We start from the raw sequence: 17,055 nt of genomic DNA, 5'->3' as shown, positions 1-17,055 counted from the left end.
ACGGCGCTGGCGGTAGACACTGCGCCTCAAACACTGTATGTGGGCAGTACAACAATTACTGCCGGATACTGGACATCCAGCGACGATGGGACAAATTGGACCTCACCACAGGAGGAACCAACGGGAGATAGCTATATATACTATGACGGCCAAGGCACCCTGAAACTGCACAATGCGACCATCCAGGGAGGGTCTAATACCGGATCAGCGCCTTTTGGCTCCGGGATCTATGCTCTGTGTAGCAGCAATCAACCAGTTGCCCTGACCATCGAACTGATTGGCACGAATACCATCACAGGCACCTTTGGGATTTTTTTGAATGCAGAGATAGACGCGTCCAGCTATGGTACAAACGCCACCCTGACTATTACGAGTGAAAACAATGGCAGCCTGGAAGTATCTGGTTCTAATCACGGAATATTTGTCAATAGCGGAACAGGCAACGCCTCCCTGAACATCGAGAAAGCCACTGTCACAAGCAGCACCAATGGCAATTATGCCGCCGGCGTCTGTGTGCAGTCCGGCGCAAGCGCCACCGAACCCCCGAATATCTCTCTTGCCGTCGACGGCGGCAGCCTGACCGCCAGCGCCAGCGAGGGCAATGATGGGATACAGTTTTATGTGGGATCGTCTGAAGCCACCGATGCCACTACCAGGCTGACGGTCAGCGAAAATGCGATCGTGGACGCCAGAAATGGCGGGATCAGTGCATCAAGAATTTTGGAAACGCTTCCTACGCCGACACCAACGGGTAATAATAGCAGCGGCATCGTCTTTGACGACAAGAACGGCACCGTGTACGGAACGGTGGAGTTGCAGAATGACCTCACCATCAATGAAGGCGAAACCCTGACCGTCCCGGATGGCTCCAAGCTCGACTGCAATAACAACCTGACCAACAACGGCACCATCCTCGTCAGCGGCGGCACCGTGACAGGCAGCCTGAGCGGCGGCTCAACGACGGTTACGACCCCCAGCATCAGCGTTCAGCCGCAGAACAAGGAAGTGACCGCGGGCGAAACCGCCACCTTTACTGTGGAGGCCAGCGCAGGGAGTGAAACCCCGACCTACCAGTGGCAGCAGAGCACAGACAACGGCGGCAGCTGGGCAAATATCGAAAGCGCAACCAGCGCCAGCTATACCATAAGCAGCACCGCTACCGATATGAGCAACTACCAATACCGCTGTGTGGTGAAGAGCGCCAGCGGCGTCGGCGTCATCAGCCAAGCCGCCACCCTGACGGTCAACAAAGGTGTTTCGCCCACTTCTTACTCCATCTCCGCCAATGTTGCCCCCGCAGGCGCGGGCACCGTGAAGGTGAATGGCAGCGGCACCTCGGCTACCGTAACGGCGGGCGATGAAGTCACCCTTGCCGCCACGGCCAACAGCGGCTACCGCTTTGTGGGCTGGATGGAAGGCGACCAGACCGTGAGTACCGATACCACCTATGCCTTCCAAGCCAGCAGCAACCGCAGCCTTACCGCAAAGTTTGAAAAGGTCTATACGGTTACTGTCAATGCGTCGGGAGGTGGCACAGCCACGGGCGGAGGCTCCTACGCTGAGGGCGAAACCGTCACCCTCAGCGCCCAGGCCAACCAGGGCTACCGCTTTACCGGCTGGACTTCCTCCAATGGTGGCACCTTTGCCGATGCGTCCAGCGAAAGCACCACTTTCACCATGCCTGCCGGTGATGTGACCGTGACTGCCGGATTTACCAGAATTTCCTCCGGCTCCACCACCCCCAGCAAGACCCCCAGCCAGCAGGCCACGGATAAGATTGAGGCTGCCAAGGCCGGAGACACCGTGACCGTCAATCTCACAACCGGCAACACAAAGCTGAACAAGGAAGTATTTGAAAAGTTGTCCGGCAAGGATGTGACCCTGGAGATCAAGCTGCCGGGCGGTGTCATGTGGACAGTGAACGGGCAAGATATTCCGGCGGACGCAGACCTCACCGATCTTGACATGGGTGTGTCCATGAACACCAGCACCATCCCGGTGAACCTTATCAATGCCGTTACCGGTGAGGCAGGCACGGTGCAGCTCACTCTCAAGCACAATGGTGAGTTTGGCTTCAAGATGATGCTGACCGCCCCCGTGGGCGTGAAAAACGCCGGTCTGTGGGCCAACCTCTACCACTATGACGAGGACGCCGGGAAGATGGTCTATCAGGCCGCCGCCCTGGTGGACGAGGACGGCAATGTGGCCCTGCCCTTTGACCATGCCAGCCAGTACGCCCTTGTGCTGGACAGCAAGAGCCACGACCTGCCTTTCACCGATTTGGCAGCGGACGCATGGTACACCGACGCCGTGGCCTATGTCTACCGCCACGATCTCATGGCCGGGTATGGAGAAAACCTCTTTGGCCCCGATGATGACCTGTCCAGGGCACAGCTCTGCCAGATCATTTACAACATGGAGGGCCAGCCCGCGACAAGCGGCAGCAGCGTCTTTACCGATGTAGCGGACAGCGCGTGGTATGCCGATGCCGTGACCTGGGCGGCGTCTCAGGGCATTGTGGGCGGCTACGGCGGCGGCCTGTTCGGGCCGGAGGACAACATCACCCGCGAGCAGCTGGCGTCCATCCTCTACCGCTACGCCCAGGCCAAGGGCTACGATGTGTCCGTGGGCGAGGATACCAACATTCTAAGCTACACTGACGCCCTGGAGATCAGCGAGTACGCCATCCCCGCCATGCAGTGGGCCTGCGGCGCGGGCATCATCCAAGGCAACGGCGGCTACCTCGACCCGCAAGGCAACGCCACCCGCGCTGAGATCGCTACCATGCTCATGCGGTTTTGTGGGTACTACACATGATTTTATAACGAGGAAATGACCGATTGAGATGCAGGACGGCAAAGGCCGTCCTGCTCTTTTTTTACATTTCTGCGCGAAATCTGTCCCAAGTTGGGACGCATTTTTTTGATGTAATTACGCGGGAAATGCCGGGAAGTGCAGCACAAATCATTGTTTTCACTACTTTTGTCTGCTTGTGATGGATTTTTTTCATTTCGTTTCTTTTGCCAGTAGTAATAAGTGCCACAGGAAACAAAGACAATGCAGGAGGCAACACAAATGACAATGGATGAGTTTTTCTGTTATCAAGAGCAGACCTTTGACTCTTTCAGTAAGCGGGTCATCAAGAACATTGGCATTGATCTCCACAACAAGCAAAAGGCGCTTGCCGATATTGAAGTCGCGTTTTCGGCGCTGCCAAAAAGAGAGATGGACTCCCTGTTTACCGAAGATACATACCTGCTGGGATCGGAGGGGACAACCTTTCTTGTTCTGGGAACGCCCGTCACCATTTCCGACCCGTTGGGACAAGCCTTATATTTTCTGCCGCCACAGCGGCGCGAGGTATTGTTGCTGTTTTACTTTGCAGGCAAAAGCGAACCGCAAATCGGCCACATCCTCAATATCACAGCTGCCGCTGTGAACTACCGAAAAAAGAAAGCCCTTGACACGCTGCGCGATATTTTGGAGGCCATGGAAAGCCATGAAACATAACGGACGGATTGCATACCAAACCATTGTAGAGGCAAAACACGGCGATCCTGACGCAATTCAGGAAATCCTCCGCCACTATGAACGATATATTCTGCATTATTGCAGACGGACGGTATACGACGAAAATAACATCCCGCATACCGTGATTGATGAAGAATACCGCAAACAAATCGAATCGGCATATCTGGAGGCTGTCCTGCTCCATTATGACATTCACCGTTTACCGCCGGGAGAAGTGCTGGAGCTGGACTAAAGTTTACCATACATCAAAAACGCACCTTGTCATTTTTGCAAGGCGCGTTTTTGCGGGCTGGTAAACAGCCTTATCTTGATTTTTCACAACTGAATAGGGCAGCCAGATACGTTCTGTATCGTGTTGAGCCGTGCGGAGGGTGCGCCGGGAATGTCCATCGTGAAAGGAGGGCAAAGAAACTATGGGCGGGAGCGATTAACACCATCACCGTAAAGCAGTGGACGGCAACACTGCGGGCCAAAATGCACATACAGGAGAGATACTTGCGTCGGCTATGCGTCACAGCGTAGGACGCCCCGCCATGGGAATGGGGGGAGGCACATTAGACCTATGGAGCGGCCGCCAGCCGCCGTCTGCCTTGCCTTTGAACATACGATGTAAAACCGAGAAATCCGCACTGCTCAACGGTGCGGATTTTGTCGTATCGAGGAGGCATCAGCGTGAAGGGAGCGAGAACAGGTCTTATTGTTTCTTCTGTTGACCGAGAAAACCATACAATCCATCTTGTCGTAAACGGCTGTATGGTAACTGCAATCTGTGCGCCAGACGATAACACGAATATCTATGAAGAACTCAAAACAATTCTTGTCGGCTCAGTTATCAAAACGCCGGAAAAATCCATATAAAATTGGACAAAATGCAAGAAATATGAGATAATATGAATGGGAAAACCCATGTATGTACCTTGAAAACTACATACTCGGATATGTCGATTCATCATCTCATTTTCTTTTGAGAGGACGGATTGACAATGACACAAACAAGCATTATCCCAAATTATATTTTCGACAAAGCTACTGGATGGCGATTGGACTTACCCGCGTATATTGAACCCGGTTCCCGGGTCTTGTCGTTGTATCGGGTATCCACCGACAAGCAGCTATATCATACCGATAGCAACGATGCCGATATTCCCATGCAGCGTATTAGGTGCCGCGAATTTTGTGAACGGATGAATTGGACGCTTGTATGCGAATTACAAGAAGAAGGTGTTTCCGGTCACAAAGTCAGAGCAGAACAGCGCGACAAAATCCAGCTTATAAAGGAATATGCCAAAGAAGGAAAATTTGATATCCTGTTGGTTTTCATGTTTGATCGCATTGGGCGAATTGCTGATGAAACCCCTTTTGTTGTTGAATGGCTGATTTCCAACGGCATCCGTGTTTGGAGCGCTTTAGAGGGTGAACAGCGAATTGAAACGCACACCGATAGGCTGACAAACTATATCCGCTACTGGCAGGCAGATGGCGAGAGCCAGAAAATTTCCGCCCGCACTTCTAACAGCATGGGAGTATTGACTGAAGAAGGACATTTCACCGGCGGCCTTTGTGCTTATGGTTATCGTTACGTTAAACTGGGACGCACCAACCGACGCAAGCAAGAGGTGTACGATCTGGAAATCTGCGAGGACGAGGCATACATTGTGCAAATTATTTTTCGCCTTGCCGCAGACGAGGGATATGGTGCCCAACGGCTTGCCAACTACCTCAACGGCAAAGGACTAAAAAATCGCTCCGGGAAGAACTGGCATCCAGCCTCTATTCAAGGAATGTTAAAAAACATCCTGTATACAGGCATTTTACGCAGCGGCAAAAGCCGTTCCGATGTGCAAGAGCGGTTACGCATCATTGACGATAAGACATTTGAAACTGTGCAGAATATGTTAGAAGTACGTTCCAGAAAGCAACAGGCAATCCGCTCTGCCCCACTGAATACACGGGGAAAATCTCTTTTGGCTGGCAATATTTTTTGCGGCCATTGTGGTGCGCGCTTGTGTATTACTACAAGCGGTAAAGGTCGGAAACGTCAAGATGGAACCAACGATATCCGCATCCGCTACACCTGCCAAACCAAGAGCCGTACACATGGAAATTGCGACGGCCAGACAGGCTATACAGTTGAAAAACTGGATGCAATTATTGATTCCATCATCCGTGGAATTTTCTCGCGGGTTTGCAATCTTAACCGAAATGATGTTTTGGATGTTTGCTACAAGCGAGAACTTTCTGCGAAAAGGACAATCTTCAAGAAATTGGAGAAAGAGCTGAATCGAGCAGAGAACGACTTAGGCCGCTTGAAAACCGAAATCATGAAATCGTTAGCTGGTGAAAGTGCTTTTTCTACGGAACTCCTAAGCGAAGTAATCCAAGAGCAAGAACAACGCTGTTCCGAATTGCGCGGTAAGGTATATGCAGCGCGAAAAGAATTAGAGGACGGAGAAACCGCTATTGCCAGTATGGGTGAACGATATGATGATTTGCTTAAATGGTCTGCCGCTTATGATACTGCCAGTATGTCGGCAAAGAAAATGATTGTTTCCCGCATGATTGACCGGGTAGATGTATACCGCGGCTACCAACTGAAACTCAAACTTAACATTAGTGTGGAGCAGTTTTTGGTCAGTCTGGAAAACACCAAGGCCAGCAAAGGGAAATCGCCAGCATAAAATAGCAGCTGATGAGTGGGGGCGCACATCAAGCGCCCCCATATCAAAACCACATAGAAAATATGGTTTGGGAGAGCGCTTGAATGGCATTCAAGAGGTCAGCGGTTCGATCCCGCTTATCTCCACCATAGGATGCGCTGGGTATTCTTAGATAACTTGTCTTGCTTCAAGGCAAGTTTTTTTGCCTATTCCCTGCCGGGAATGGGCTTTTGTTTTTATGCGGCGATTTCCACAATGTCCAGCCCCAGGCTGAATTGTGCAAAGTCAATGTTGAAATCAATGTGCAGCTTGTAGTCCCGATAGACCTCCACCCGACGGATCAGGCAGTTGACAATCATTTTCTTTGCCTCCAGGCTGGCCGTGTCATATAGATCCGCCCAGGAGATTACATTGTCGTACTGCTCCTCCAGGGAGTGCAGAACGGCCTGCCCTTCCTCATAGGCGGCCTGAGCGTCCTCAAACTGCTTTTGCAGCTCGGCGCATTTGGCCTCGGCCTCGGACACCATAGAGACCAGCAAGTCTTTGGGAAAGGCACTTTCCCCTCGCAGAGCCTTGATGACTTCCGCTTTGAGCATATCCAGTTCATCGGCTGCCTTGGTGTAGTCGGCCCGGACGGAGCGGAGCAGATTTTTTCGTTCCTCCATCTTTTCCCGGTAGCGGGCGTTGACGATCTCACTTTTGGGGATTGCTTTCATGCGCTCAAAGATTTGCCGCACCAGCTTATCAATGATCCCGTCCAGGATATGTGCCGTGTAGCCCGTCTGCCCGTCACAGTCGGTCTGCTTGCGTGTTTTGCCGTAGCAGATGTACCGCACCCGCTTGATGACCCGGTGGGGATCATCCTTGCAGGGGTACGCCTTGCCGCTGGTGGTGAGGTTGAGCCGGGCCCCACAATGGCCGCAGTACACATTCCCGGACAAGAGCGACTGGCCCGCGATATTGCGGGGAACGGTGCGCTCCGTTTCATTGGCCCGGTTAGTACGAATCCGCTGGGCCTCCTCAAACAGTTCCGGCTCGATGATTTGCAGATAGGGCAGCACTGGGGAGCGGCTTTCCCCGCTACGGAGTACACCGGTATAGGTCAGGTTACAGAGGATGCCCCGGATGGTAGCGTGGTGCCACATCTTGCCGCTCCGGGCCCGGTAGCCCTGCTTGTTCAAGTAGGTGGCGATCCGCTGGGCTCCGTAGCCCTCATGCACATACTTGTCAAAGACAATGCGGACAACAGCGGCCTCGGTTTCATTGAGCGCCAGCTCGTAAACCTCATGCTTACGCTTATTCACGCGCCCGCTTTTCACAAGGTCATAGCCATAGGGCGCAACGCCGCCCTTGAAGCCTCCATCCTCCACGAGCTGTCCCAGGGCGGTTTTGGTGCGGATGGAGGTTTTTTCGCTTTCGCCGTCCGCTTGCCAGAACCGGATGTAGTTGGTGAGTTTGTCGGTGTGGTTGTCAAACCGCTGTTCACCCTCCTGGGTGCTCCAGACCCGGACGCCGTTCTTGACGAACCATTCCACCACAAAGGGCGTTTCGTCCGCGATCCGCCCGATGCGGTCAAACATGAACACCAGCAGAATATCAAACTTGCCCTGACGGGCCCGTTCCTTGATAATTTGCAGCTTGTCCCGGTTTTCCGCCCGTACCTTGTGGCCGGAAACGCCGTCCTCCTGTTCCTCATGAACAATCGTCCAGCCCATTTTCTCACAAAAGGCGTGGCAGGCTTTCCGCTGCATGGGAATGTCGGCCTGGTTTTTATCGTTGTGATCCACCTGCTTATCGGTAGACACCCGGTATAAACAATCAACGCGAGTGCCAGTTATCATTTGATTTTCCATATATAAGCCATCCTTTCAAATGTCATTTTGGCAGGTGAAAAGAGGCTTTTCATACGCAGGATTTTTGAACTTGTCAAGGTGCATAGGGACTCCCCCCACCATTATTATCCCTCTGTTCCGAGGGTTTGACAAGGATGACTCCGGGCCGGGTGGATGAGGTCTGCGCCACAAAGGACGAGAGCAAAATCTGCTTGACCTGTCCAATGGCTGCTGTGTTTCGTGACTCCGCAAAGGTGGCGGATATTTCAAACCCATCAATGGCAAAAACGGCATTTGCTTTTGGCATATACGGCCTCCTCTCTCATGGATGGACTGACACGAACAAACTTCCCATTGTCCCGTTGGGAAACGAACAGGGCCAGCACCGTTTCCGATACTGGCCCTGTTCCTTGACTCACTTCTGGACAAAGTGTCCATAGGTCTAAAGATTGGGGCCGCCGCGCTCATTTCCTTGGCCTGTCGTTAGACAGCAATACTCGGCGCGACGGCCCCGCACAAAGGGGCGGCGGCCCGGACGGTCAGGTGGCCAGCCTGACCCGGCGGATCGTGGCCGTGGGATGGCCTGTCCCACTTGCGGTGCTGGTGTCAGACACCCGCCGCTGAGCTCCCCGCGCTATATCGGGGCCCCGGTGTCCCTTTGCGGAGAGGAACTTCCTCTCATATACCACCAGAAAAAAGAGGTCAAATGGAGATAGCAATTAGAAATTTTCCTGCAAATATTTTTTCATCTGCTTGATACCGCTCTCCACAGAGTGCCGGACGGCGCTTTTGTCTACGCCCTCCTCGCGGGCGATCTGACGGTAACTCTTTCCCAGTATCAAATGAGCGTCCACCCGGCGCCCCTGGATTTCCGACAGGGAGTTGAGGGCGTTCCACAGCCGGAAGAACAGTTCCTTGCGATCCATGAGCTCCTGGGGACTGGGCTCGTGCAGGCAGGCGGAGTATTCGATCCCATCGTCACAATCCAGGGAATAATAAGCCTTGTTGTAGCGTACCCGTTCCGCATGGGCGGCTTCGTGCCGCTTGCTGGCTATGAGTTCCTCGGCCACTTCGTCAGAAACCTCTATGTATTCATTGTTGGCGTACCACGGATAAAAGTCTTTCAGATTGATGGTCGTCATTTGTAATTCCTCCGTTCAGATAGTTAGGGGGTGAATGGCGATCTGAACGGAGCCCCGGTGGGGAGCGGCACCCAGGAGAGCCGATCTGTACCTCTGGACAAAGTGTCCAGAAGCAGGACAAACAAAATGCGCCTGCGCGACACAAGGCCACACAAGCGCATGAAATGACAAATTCATTTATGTACTGCCAAATTTCGCATCCGCCGCCAGACTGATCCTGCTGTGCGGGTGGGCTTTTTTTGACAGGTTAGGGGGATGGAAAAGGAAAAAGGACACGGCGATACCTCCTGGACACCGCCGTATCCTTAAAAAAGGGCGACTTTAACACACCCCCCGTATTCTCATTTTTTGAAAAGAAAACGGCGGCTTGAAATTGTTATTTCAAAACCGCCTGCTTCCGGTTTGCAGCCATACTCAAAATAGCAGCGGTTTAGTTTTTCCGCTTAGCCAGCAATCGTACAGCGCAATCAGTTGTCAAAAAGAAAGAGCCGATAACCGCATTTTGATCTGCGTGTTATCGGCTCTGCGTCTGTGCGTCTGGCTCTTTGATAACTGTGGTATTCAGATGTTTTACATTGATTAAAGTCTCTTGTCTACACTTAGGACAGAACAGCGGAAAATATTTTAGTTCTGTATCCCCACGAATTTTCAGCCTTGTCTTATTTCCGCAAACAGGGCAGCGCAACCATTCTGAAATCACATTTTCCATATCAGTTATGCTCCCTCTCGTAATACTGATTTTGGGGGAGTGTCTTTGTGAGAATAAAAGAATAAGCAATAGTAATTGCAAACAGTACCAACTGGAAGATGATACGCTTTTCTATCGTCAATCCTACCACGTTTGCAAAAACACTTGTGATATTAATTGCGGAGTGGGTAATCATACAAGGGAACAAACTACCGCCACGATAATAAAGAATGACAAACAGAAAACCAATCGCAATCGCCCCTGTAACTTGAAATATGTTTTCTACTATTTCCGCACCACTGCCATTCACCAAGTTTAGTAAATGTCCCAAACCAAATGTAACACTTGAAATGATAATCGCCGTTTTTACATTGTCTTTTGCTATCGCTTTGAAAAGCAGTCCTCTAAAAATCACTTCTTCTAAAAACCCAACACAAAACATACAGGCAATATAGCAGACGGTTCCTGTCAAGTTCAAATTAAATGCCGCTCCGTTCCAAAAATTTCTTGTGGCTAAAATTATCAATGGAATATAGAACAGAAAGCGGCTGGCGGGTATGGGAGATTTACAAAGCCCATATCGTTTCAGCAAGTTATTTTTCCTAATAAATGCCAAGAGGACAACAGACTGTAAGATACAGAAAATAGCACTTGCAGAATATTCAATCCCTATTTTTTCATTTAGTGGATTGGCTAAAGATTGCAGAACACAATAAATCACAATCCATACGATTGTAAAGGTCAGCTCGCTTTTTTCATATAGCGTTCTCATTTCGTATCCTCCTGTGCCGCTAATACCGCACCAGTATAAGCTCGCTCTATATGCGTCCTTATGAGTTCTTCATCATACTCTAATGAATTGTTTGCAATAATGCTTGCATAGCCATGAGCAAATAAAAAAACTGTCAAAAAGATTTCTTTTACTTGCTCTATGCTTCCTCCGACTGCTCCTTGCATTGCCAAAAGAACAGGCATAAGTTCTTCGGCATCTATTATTTCAAGTAATGTCCTTCCATTAAAAAAGTTTGATTGAAAAAGGAAGCGGAACAAATGCGGTTCTTCAACTGCAAAATGGATATAGTTCAACCCAATTCCAAGCATAACACCTTCTTGCGGGCTTTTAATATTCATCAGGTATTCAGAATGATAGCCGTCTGCTTTTGCATAAGCAGCTTCTTTCAATTCCTCTATCGTTGCAAAGTGATACATAACTGGCTGAGTAGAGCAGTTTAGTTTTTTTGCGACTGTCCTTGCGTTAATATTTTCTGCACCCACTTCACGAGCAACCTCAAAGGCAGCGTCAATGACCATTTCTTTTGTAATCTTCGCTCTTGGCGGCACGCTTTGTCCCTCCTATAATTGATGTTATATAACATTAATTATATATCAATTTGTAGGAATGTCAATACCTTGATTGGAGATTGGAAATTTCTCAAAAGCACCAACTATGGGAAGAAATATCGGCATAACTTGACAAGTTAAATGTCATGTTTACTTGAAACGAAATTAAATAGTCAGTAGTATGAAATACACCATCGTTCAAATAATAATACCTGAAATGTAAAATTACATTAGGTGATATTATGAAGTTTAAACGAGATGAACGCCGCTTTGATTTTCACGATATAGGGCTTGCCATTAAGCGGGCGCGGGAGGCCGCTGGGATGACGCAGGAGCAACTGGCCTATATTGTTGACCGGGCTCCGCGCACCATCATGTATAACGAGAATGACGGTCAGCACCCCAGCCTAAACACCTTTTATCAGATGGTGACGATGTTCAATATATCGGTTGACCAATACTTCTATCCGTCCAAGAATAAGGGGAGCGAGTGCAGAAAGCGGATTGACGCCATGCTGGGCTCCCTGGACGAAAAAGAGCTGAAAATTGTAGAAGCCACAATCCAAGCGATGAAAGCGGCTAAGGAAACGGAGGATGCGTAAGAAAAGCGTGTACCTCCGTTTTTTCGCGCCATTTTCGGGGGGTTGCACAAAACGGCAAGCAATTCGGGTGTGGCCACACTCCGAAATTTTCACAGGCCGCAGGCCCGTGAAAATGCTTGTTGGGGAGCTCCCCAAACCCGCTGAACTTCTGGACACTTTGTCCAGAAGTCCCGGCGCAAGCGCCTGTTGTCGGCGGCCCGGAGCTAACGCTCCTGGGCCTTATTTTTTTGCTCGTCCGCGTGTCCGATCAGGTGATCGATATTCGCCTTGACTGCCACGGCCTGCCGCATATCCGCCTGGGCCTTGCGGTATTCCGCATAGAGGGCCTTTTTCTTTTCAGAGAGCTCCCGGTGCTGCTTTTTCAGCGTGTCCATTTTGGGGAGCTTTGCTCCGCCCAAAAGCTCACTCATAGCCGTCTTTGCCGCCCGGTAGTCTGCCAGCTCCGCCTCATGCTGGGACAGATATTTTCTGCTATACCGGGCCGCCTTGTAGCCGTCAAACACAGGCCGCGTCTTTGCATACTGCACCACCGCGCCCATGAGCTCGGAGGTTTTGGAAAGGGCGGCCTCCGTGTCCCGCAGCTCCCCGGCCAGCTTGTGAGCCAGATCCACCGCCGCCTCGGTGCTTGTCGCAAGAGCCTCGTAATCGGAAAGCCCATGCTCCCGGAGATACAGAAGCGCGGCGGCCATCTGCTTTATGTTATAGACTTTGGCCCACCGCTCATAGGCCGGGCTCTTGCCCTGGGCCATACGCTCTTGAATGTCGATGATCAGATTGACGCGCCGGGCCGGGGCCGGGCTGTCCTGGGGAAGCTCCGGGATGGGCCGCTCCCCGGCAATCGCCGCCCGGATGTCATCGGGATCGAAACCGGGGCCCAGGGTGGATGCCCGCAGACGGGTGTACTTATCCTGCCCAGGGGCCAGAAACGAGATCGCGCCGCCCCGCCCATGCTTCACTTGAAAGCCGGACTCCTCCATGAGCCGCAGAAACGCCGGGAAGTCGGCGGGCTTTTGCTCCAGAGCCGCCACGATCCCCAGCCGCACCCGCTGCTGGGCCGAGGGGAGCTTTTCCCTGATCCATTGTCCATAGTGAAGAAAGCGGCCCTTGCTGTGCTGCTTCGGATTTTGAATAACAGACAGCTCGTGCTCAATGCACACCCGGTCAGAGAGCCGCCGCACCGCAAAGCTGGAGCCGATGAAGTTATGGAATTTCCGGGAACAGTCCTGGGCGGTGGAGTTGTAATAAATGTGATTGTGAATGTGGCCCTTGTCAATGTGGGTACACACAAAGAACTGATACTTGCCCTTTGTCCAGCGCATGGCCGTTTCATAGCCGATTTTATTTGCTTCCTCCGGCGTGACCTCGCCGGGAGGGAACGCCTGCCGGATCTGAAAGAACAGGGCCCCGCGCTCCAAGGCCCGGCCCGTTTCCGCCTGGTACTGACTTTTCAGCAGCAGGAACTCAGCGGGGGCGGATGCAGGATCACAGAGATAGGCAGACACGGCCCCCAGCTTTTTCGGATTTAGCCCATAGGCAAACCGCTCCTCCATCGTCTGGATGGCCGTTTTCCCATCCGCTACCTTGTAGGGCCGGATGTAGGTTGTAGCGATAGCCGCACCTCCTTTCCCAGCAGAAAAAACGGGCGGCGGTCTGTTCCACCCGCCGCCCGGCAACTCTGGACATTTTGTCCAGAAGTATTAGTAATCAGGTTTTCATAGCAATAACTCTATGAAACAAGGTTTATCTCTGGATTTTGGCTAACTATTCATTTAATATGGCTGAGATTGTTTTTGGTGCATATTTATTGACCTCGTGTCCCGCACCAGGGATGATATGCAAAGTTGCTTGGGGAAGTAACTCATTTAACTTTATTGATGCTTTTAGATTGGCCCTATCTTTTCCCCCGCACAAAACAGTAACAGGACAAGTAATCTTGCTTAATTGTGAAGTAAAATCTAATGACCGCATCGAATGGGACAGCTTAATCGTGTCACTTTTTGATAGTCCCATGTTGTAAAAACTCTTAGCGGGCATACAGCGGAACAAGAGATTTTGAAAATCTATCAGTAATGTTGGTACTTTGTATTGTGCGCCGATCAAGACCAGCGAAGCCACTTTATCCCCATGCCGAATAGTAAAGTCGAGTGCAAGTAGCGCCCCTAACGATAAGCCACAAATATGAAGTGGCTCTGTTGCATTAGAATACTGCCGTTCAAGATTAGCCAAAATCCGGGAGTAGGATATTTCATTCCTCATTGAAGGAAAAAGCTCTGGACACTCAACATTAGAAGTTGAAAGTTGACAGACTACATCTTTCCAGTCTTGTGCTGTTTGTCCTAATCCGTGTAGAAGAACTGTTTTCATTTGTTGTCTGCGGCATCCCCTTTCTTATGATAATGCAAATAATCTATCCCAAAGCATACAAGAGAAAGCGCCAGAGTGATCCCACTGTTGAATATGTCAGATGTAAAATCAAACTGGACTTGTGGCAAAAAGTAAGCTGAAATATGGGTAATCGCAATCGGTACTGGTATCAAAACCAACAGGGTAAAACCAAATGCCCGCCACATATTTTTCCTGCACTTGCGGAAAATCCCGTATATTATCCAGATTGCAGCAATCGCAATCAGCGTTATGCAAATGCCCAATGTGAATATAACTGACTTATTCAATAGCAAGGACAAGACTGCCAGTAGTGGAATAGGAATGGTACTGACTACAACTAAGGTTTTCAAAACGATCTTTGTTCTGGAAATCAGACTTGGAAGCAATATAAGCCATGCAGCTACGATTGAAACAGCGGCAATCAATGACCATGATAACCTTTCCGAAGTAAAGTAGTCACAGATCAGGCATACGCAGCCTGCAATCAATGCTGACGCAGAAACGATTACCAAAACAATACGCTTGCCTCTTTCAGATAAACGATAACTACGCTTCTTATAAGGCAACTCGTCTGGTTCGGTCATTTCATCTTTAATAAGATAATCAGAGGACACGTTGAAAATGTCGCTAAGCTGGGCTATAAAATCCAAATCAGGGGTTGATTGTCCCAATTCCCATTTTGAAATCGTCTGTCGTGTAACTGTTACCTTTTCAGCGAGTGCCTCTTGTGAAAGCCCCCGTTGCTTTCTTAATCTTTGTATTTTCTCTCCGATGGTCATATTGTTGTTTCCTCCAGCCTTGCTGTTTGATTTGAGAAAATCATAACAAATTAGGCACTCTATTTCTACCAACACAAGCGGGAACCGCCGCAATGAACCGTTGCAAAAGTGATTTTTACTTACTCAAATAATATATCATGCTAATTTGAACCTGTCCATGTAACCTCTGGACACCTTGTCCAGAAGTATCAGCTTGCCATAAAATCCATCGCCGCATACTTCACACCATACAGGCGCTCCACCAGCCAGCCTCCCAGGGCCGGGAGCCCAAAGGGGGAAACCAGGAACGCCAGCACAAACATAGCGATGCAGCCTACTGTTTGCCCGGCCAGCAGGCAGAGGATCGCCAGCAGGGACAGGCCCACACAAGCCACAATGCACATCGCCCCCGCCACGCAGGACAGGAACGTAAGCACCGCCACAATAAGGATCAGGGCCAGGACAAAGGGAGCCGCGATGATTTTTAAGATTATCCGCATCGTTCATACCTCCTACAAAAGTTCGTTGTTCGCCTCTATATGTATATTATAACTCTGCGGGAGGGGGCCAACAAGGATGCCTCGGCTATCCCCACCTCTGGACAAAATGTCCAGAAGTCGAGATAGCCGGGGAGCAGCACAAGGCCGCTCCCCGGCAGGTCAGAGCCGCACAATGGCGGAGAGCTTTTCCAGAAGATCGGACAGGGGCCGCCACAGCTTTTCATAGTCCCGCTGCAACGCCTTGATTTCCTCCGGGTAGATACCGCCATAGGTGTTTGCCTGGATCGCCACCTGGTTTAAGTTGTTGGAGCACCGCCGCTGGAGCGACACCAGCTCCTGGACAGGTGACAGGTCAACATGGAGCACATAGCCATTGAGGGCCATTTTCCGCATATAGGCCCCCATGTTGCGGATGCCCGCCTCGGCCATGCGCTCCTGGATCAGCGCCAGCTCCTCCTCGGACACCATCACATGAAGATGAATAGGGCGGCGGCGTTTCTTTGTCACCGCTCCTCCCGTTCCAGGCTCCGGCTGGTACGGGGCGGCTCTTTTACCTTGTCCAGCGCCTTGTCACGCTCCGGGGGCAGCGCGGGGATCGGCGTACCAAATACCCCGCAAAGCCGCTTCACTTCCAGATCGGCAAAATCCTGTTCATGCTTCTTGTCCATAGTCATCCTCCTATCTGTCGCCCCGGTCAGGGGCTTTCTTTTTGGGGGCGTCCGGGGCCCGCTGCTCCTGGGCCTCCCGTTGGGCCGCTTTCAGTTGTTCGGCAATCGGGCGGGGCCTGCCGCCGCTTTCCCGGCGCAGCTCGGAAATAACCGGGGCGGGACGGAGCTCATAGTCCGCCGCTTGCTTTTCTGTCAGCGGTTTGGTGTAGGTCAGATGACCCCAGGCCAGGAACGCGCCGCCCTCCACCGGGATGCGCTGATCGTAGTTGACGATTTCATCCGGGGCATTGTGGGGCGGTTTAGGGAATGTCCCGATGTCCACTGGGCGCTGGGTGGAATAATACTTGTAAAGGCCGGGAGCCTCGACCTGTACGACCTTGACCTTGTAAAGCCGCTGGTAGTCCTGCACCCGGTCTGCAAAGTCCTTTCCCATAGCGTTCAGATCGTTGCCATAGTGCCCCCATTCATATTGCCGCTGGCCCTTTTCGTCATCGTAGCAGGCCCACGTTACATAGGGGGATGGGGCCGTGGGATGATGCCCCAGGGCAAAGCCCCGGCCATTTTCCAGCATAACAGCTTTCAGAATGGAATAGCCTTGATTTTTGTCCATTGTACCTCCTTTCCGGGATCGGGCAACTTCTGGACAAAGCGTCCAGAAGTCCCGCGCTAAAATGTTGACAGCATCCGAGCCAAACAGGGGCAGGCCGTAGAAACATACGGCCTGCCCCAAAAGCGGCCCCGAAAAGCCTTGTAATCAGCGGGTTTCGAGGGCCTAATTGTCAACGCCCCAGCCCCGCTTTTTCCGCATATATTCCCGCTGTTGGCGGCGGTGGGCTTTCTTTGCACAGGCCGCCGAGCAGTAAGCCTGCCGCCGATCCGGGGCAACGGGCCCGCCGCAGATAGGGCAAATCTTAAAATCCGGCCTGGGCCCCTCGGTCAAGAGGGCAGCCT

At 51.3% G+C, this 17,055-nt stretch carries 19 protein-coding genes and 1 tRNA gene; 7 read left to right on the top strand and 13 right to left on the bottom strand.

Annotated elements, in window-relative coordinates; translation table 11 throughout:
- Positions 1-315 precede the first annotated feature (315 nt).
- The 6 genes from EJL02_RS12025 to EJL02_RS12000 all read left to right on the top strand — a co-directional run bounded on the left by EJL02_RS12025 (position 316) and on the right by EJL02_RS12000 (position 6,337).
- Positions 316-2,817 (top strand): S-layer homology domain-containing protein, encoded by a 2,502-nt coding sequence (locus EJL02_RS12025; RefSeq protein WP_164510414.1) that lies wholly within the window; start codon positions 316-318, stop codon positions 2,815-2,817.
- A 258-nt stretch (positions 2,818-3,075) separates the two neighbouring features.
- Positions 3,076-3,510 (top strand): RNA polymerase sigma factor, encoded by a 435-nt coding sequence (locus EJL02_RS12020; protein ID WP_164510413.1) that lies wholly within the window; start codon positions 3,076-3,078, stop codon positions 3,508-3,510.
- On the top strand, positions 3,500-3,763 hold the full coding sequence (locus tag EJL02_RS12015; RefSeq protein ID WP_125116610.1) for a helix-turn-helix domain-containing protein: 264 nt from the start codon (positions 3,500-3,502) through the stop codon (positions 3,761-3,763). Before EJL02_RS12020 ends, EJL02_RS12015 begins: the two co-directional genes overlap by 11 nt.
- Before the next feature lie 440 nt (positions 3,764-4,203).
- Positions 4,204-4,389 carry a hypothetical protein gene (locus EJL02_RS12010; RefSeq protein ID WP_125116609.1) on the top strand — a complete coding sequence of 62 codons (186 nt, stop codon included), beginning with the start codon at positions 4,204-4,206 and terminating at the stop codon, positions 4,387-4,389.
- 125 nt (positions 4,390-4,514) lie between these two features.
- Positions 4,515-6,209: a recombinase family protein gene (locus EJL02_RS12005; RefSeq protein WP_125116608.1), complete on the top strand. Its 1,695-nt coding sequence runs from the start codon at positions 4,515-4,517 to the stop codon at positions 6,207-6,209.
- Between the two features lie 56 nt (positions 6,210-6,265).
- Positions 6,266-6,337, top strand: a tRNA-Ala gene (locus EJL02_RS12000).
- 87 nt (positions 6,338-6,424) lie between these two features.
- Here the strand turns inward: EJL02_RS12000 and EJL02_RS11995 are convergent.
- The 6 genes from EJL02_RS11995 to EJL02_RS11970 all read right to left on the bottom strand — a co-directional run bounded on the left by EJL02_RS11995 (position 6,425) and on the right by EJL02_RS11970 (position 11,191).
- Positions 6,425-8,041, bottom strand: coding sequence for a recombinase family protein (locus EJL02_RS11995; RefSeq protein WP_125116607.1), 1,617 nt, complete (start codon positions 8,039-8,041; stop codon positions 6,425-6,427).
- Between the two features lie 73 nt (positions 8,042-8,114).
- Complete coding sequence (locus EJL02_RS11990) at positions 8,115-8,327, bottom strand: hypothetical protein (RefSeq protein ID WP_125116606.1); 213 nt, start codon at positions 8,325-8,327, stop codon at positions 8,115-8,117.
- Between the two features lie 412 nt (positions 8,328-8,739).
- The gene (locus tag EJL02_RS11985; protein ID WP_125116605.1) at positions 8,740-9,162 is read right to left on the bottom strand and encodes an RNA polymerase sigma factor; all 423 of its coding nucleotides are present in this window, start codon (positions 9,160-9,162) and stop codon (positions 8,740-8,742) included.
- 514 nt (positions 9,163-9,676) lie between these two features.
- Positions 9,677-9,871 carry a cysteine-rich KTR domain-containing protein gene (locus EJL02_RS11980; protein WP_087168412.1) on the bottom strand — a complete coding sequence of 65 codons (195 nt, stop codon included), beginning with the start codon at positions 9,869-9,871 and terminating at the stop codon, positions 9,677-9,679.
- Position 9,872: 1 nt separating this feature from the next.
- A complete protein-coding gene (locus EJL02_RS11975; protein WP_125116604.1) occupies positions 9,873-10,622 on the bottom strand; it encodes a CPBP family intramembrane glutamic endopeptidase in 750 nt (249 codons plus the stop codon).
- Positions 10,619-11,191, bottom strand: a complete 573-nt coding sequence (locus tag EJL02_RS11970; protein ID WP_125116603.1) for a TetR/AcrR family transcriptional regulator — start codon at positions 11,189-11,191, stop codon at positions 10,619-10,621. Before EJL02_RS11970 ends, EJL02_RS11975 begins: the two co-directional genes overlap by 4 nt.
- Positions 11,192-11,433: 242 nt before the next feature.
- On the opposite strand from EJL02_RS11970, the gene EJL02_RS11965 reads away from it, so the two are divergent.
- Entirely contained in the window at positions 11,434-11,793 is a 360-nt protein-coding gene (locus EJL02_RS11965) for a helix-turn-helix transcriptional regulator (protein WP_125116602.1), read from the top strand.
- Between the two features lie 203 nt (positions 11,794-11,996).
- Here the strand turns inward: EJL02_RS11965 and EJL02_RS11960 are convergent, their stop codons facing one another.
- From EJL02_RS11960 to EJL02_RS11935, 7 genes are all read right to left on the bottom strand, one after another.
- On the bottom strand, positions 11,997-13,343 hold the full coding sequence (locus EJL02_RS11960) for a relaxase/mobilization nuclease domain-containing protein (protein ID WP_125116601.1): 1,347 nt from the start codon (positions 13,341-13,343) through the stop codon (positions 11,997-11,999).
- Positions 13,344-13,554: 211 nt separating this feature from the next.
- On the bottom strand, positions 13,555-14,157 hold the full coding sequence (locus tag EJL02_RS11955) for an alpha/beta fold hydrolase (RefSeq protein ID WP_125116600.1): 603 nt from the start codon (positions 14,155-14,157) through the stop codon (positions 13,555-13,557).
- Entirely contained in the window at positions 14,154-14,957 is an 804-nt protein-coding gene (locus EJL02_RS11950) for a helix-turn-helix domain-containing protein (RefSeq protein ID WP_125116599.1), read from the bottom strand. Before EJL02_RS11950 ends, EJL02_RS11955 begins: the two co-directional genes overlap by 4 nt.
- Before the next feature lie 188 nt (positions 14,958-15,145).
- Positions 15,146-15,436 carry a CD1845 family protein gene (locus EJL02_RS11945; RefSeq protein ID WP_125116598.1) on the bottom strand — a complete coding sequence of 97 codons (291 nt, stop codon included), beginning with the start codon at positions 15,434-15,436 and terminating at the stop codon, positions 15,146-15,148.
- Positions 15,437-15,595: 159 nt separating this feature from the next.
- The gene (locus tag EJL02_RS11940; RefSeq protein ID WP_040647923.1) at positions 15,596-15,943 is read right to left on the bottom strand and encodes a plasmid mobilization protein; all 348 of its coding nucleotides are present in this window, start codon (positions 15,941-15,943) and stop codon (positions 15,596-15,598) included.
- Positions 15,940-16,104 carry a hypothetical protein gene (locus tag EJL02_RS14230; RefSeq protein ID WP_021659247.1) on the bottom strand — a complete coding sequence of 55 codons (165 nt, stop codon included), beginning with the start codon at positions 16,102-16,104 and terminating at the stop codon, positions 15,940-15,942. The genes EJL02_RS11940 and EJL02_RS14230 overlap by 4 nt, the downstream gene beginning before the upstream one ends.
- Positions 16,105-16,114: 10 nt before the next feature.
- Positions 16,115-16,714, bottom strand: a complete 600-nt coding sequence (locus EJL02_RS11935; protein ID WP_125116672.1) for a hypothetical protein — start codon at positions 16,712-16,714, stop codon at positions 16,115-16,117.
- Positions 16,715-17,055 lie beyond the last annotated feature (341 nt).

Source organism: Agathobaculum sp. Marseille-P7918 (genome assembly GCF_900625105.1).
GTDB lineage: Bacteria > Bacillota > Clostridia > Oscillospirales > Butyricicoccaceae > Agathobaculum.
This window is presented reverse-complemented; position numbering and strand designations above follow the sequence as displayed.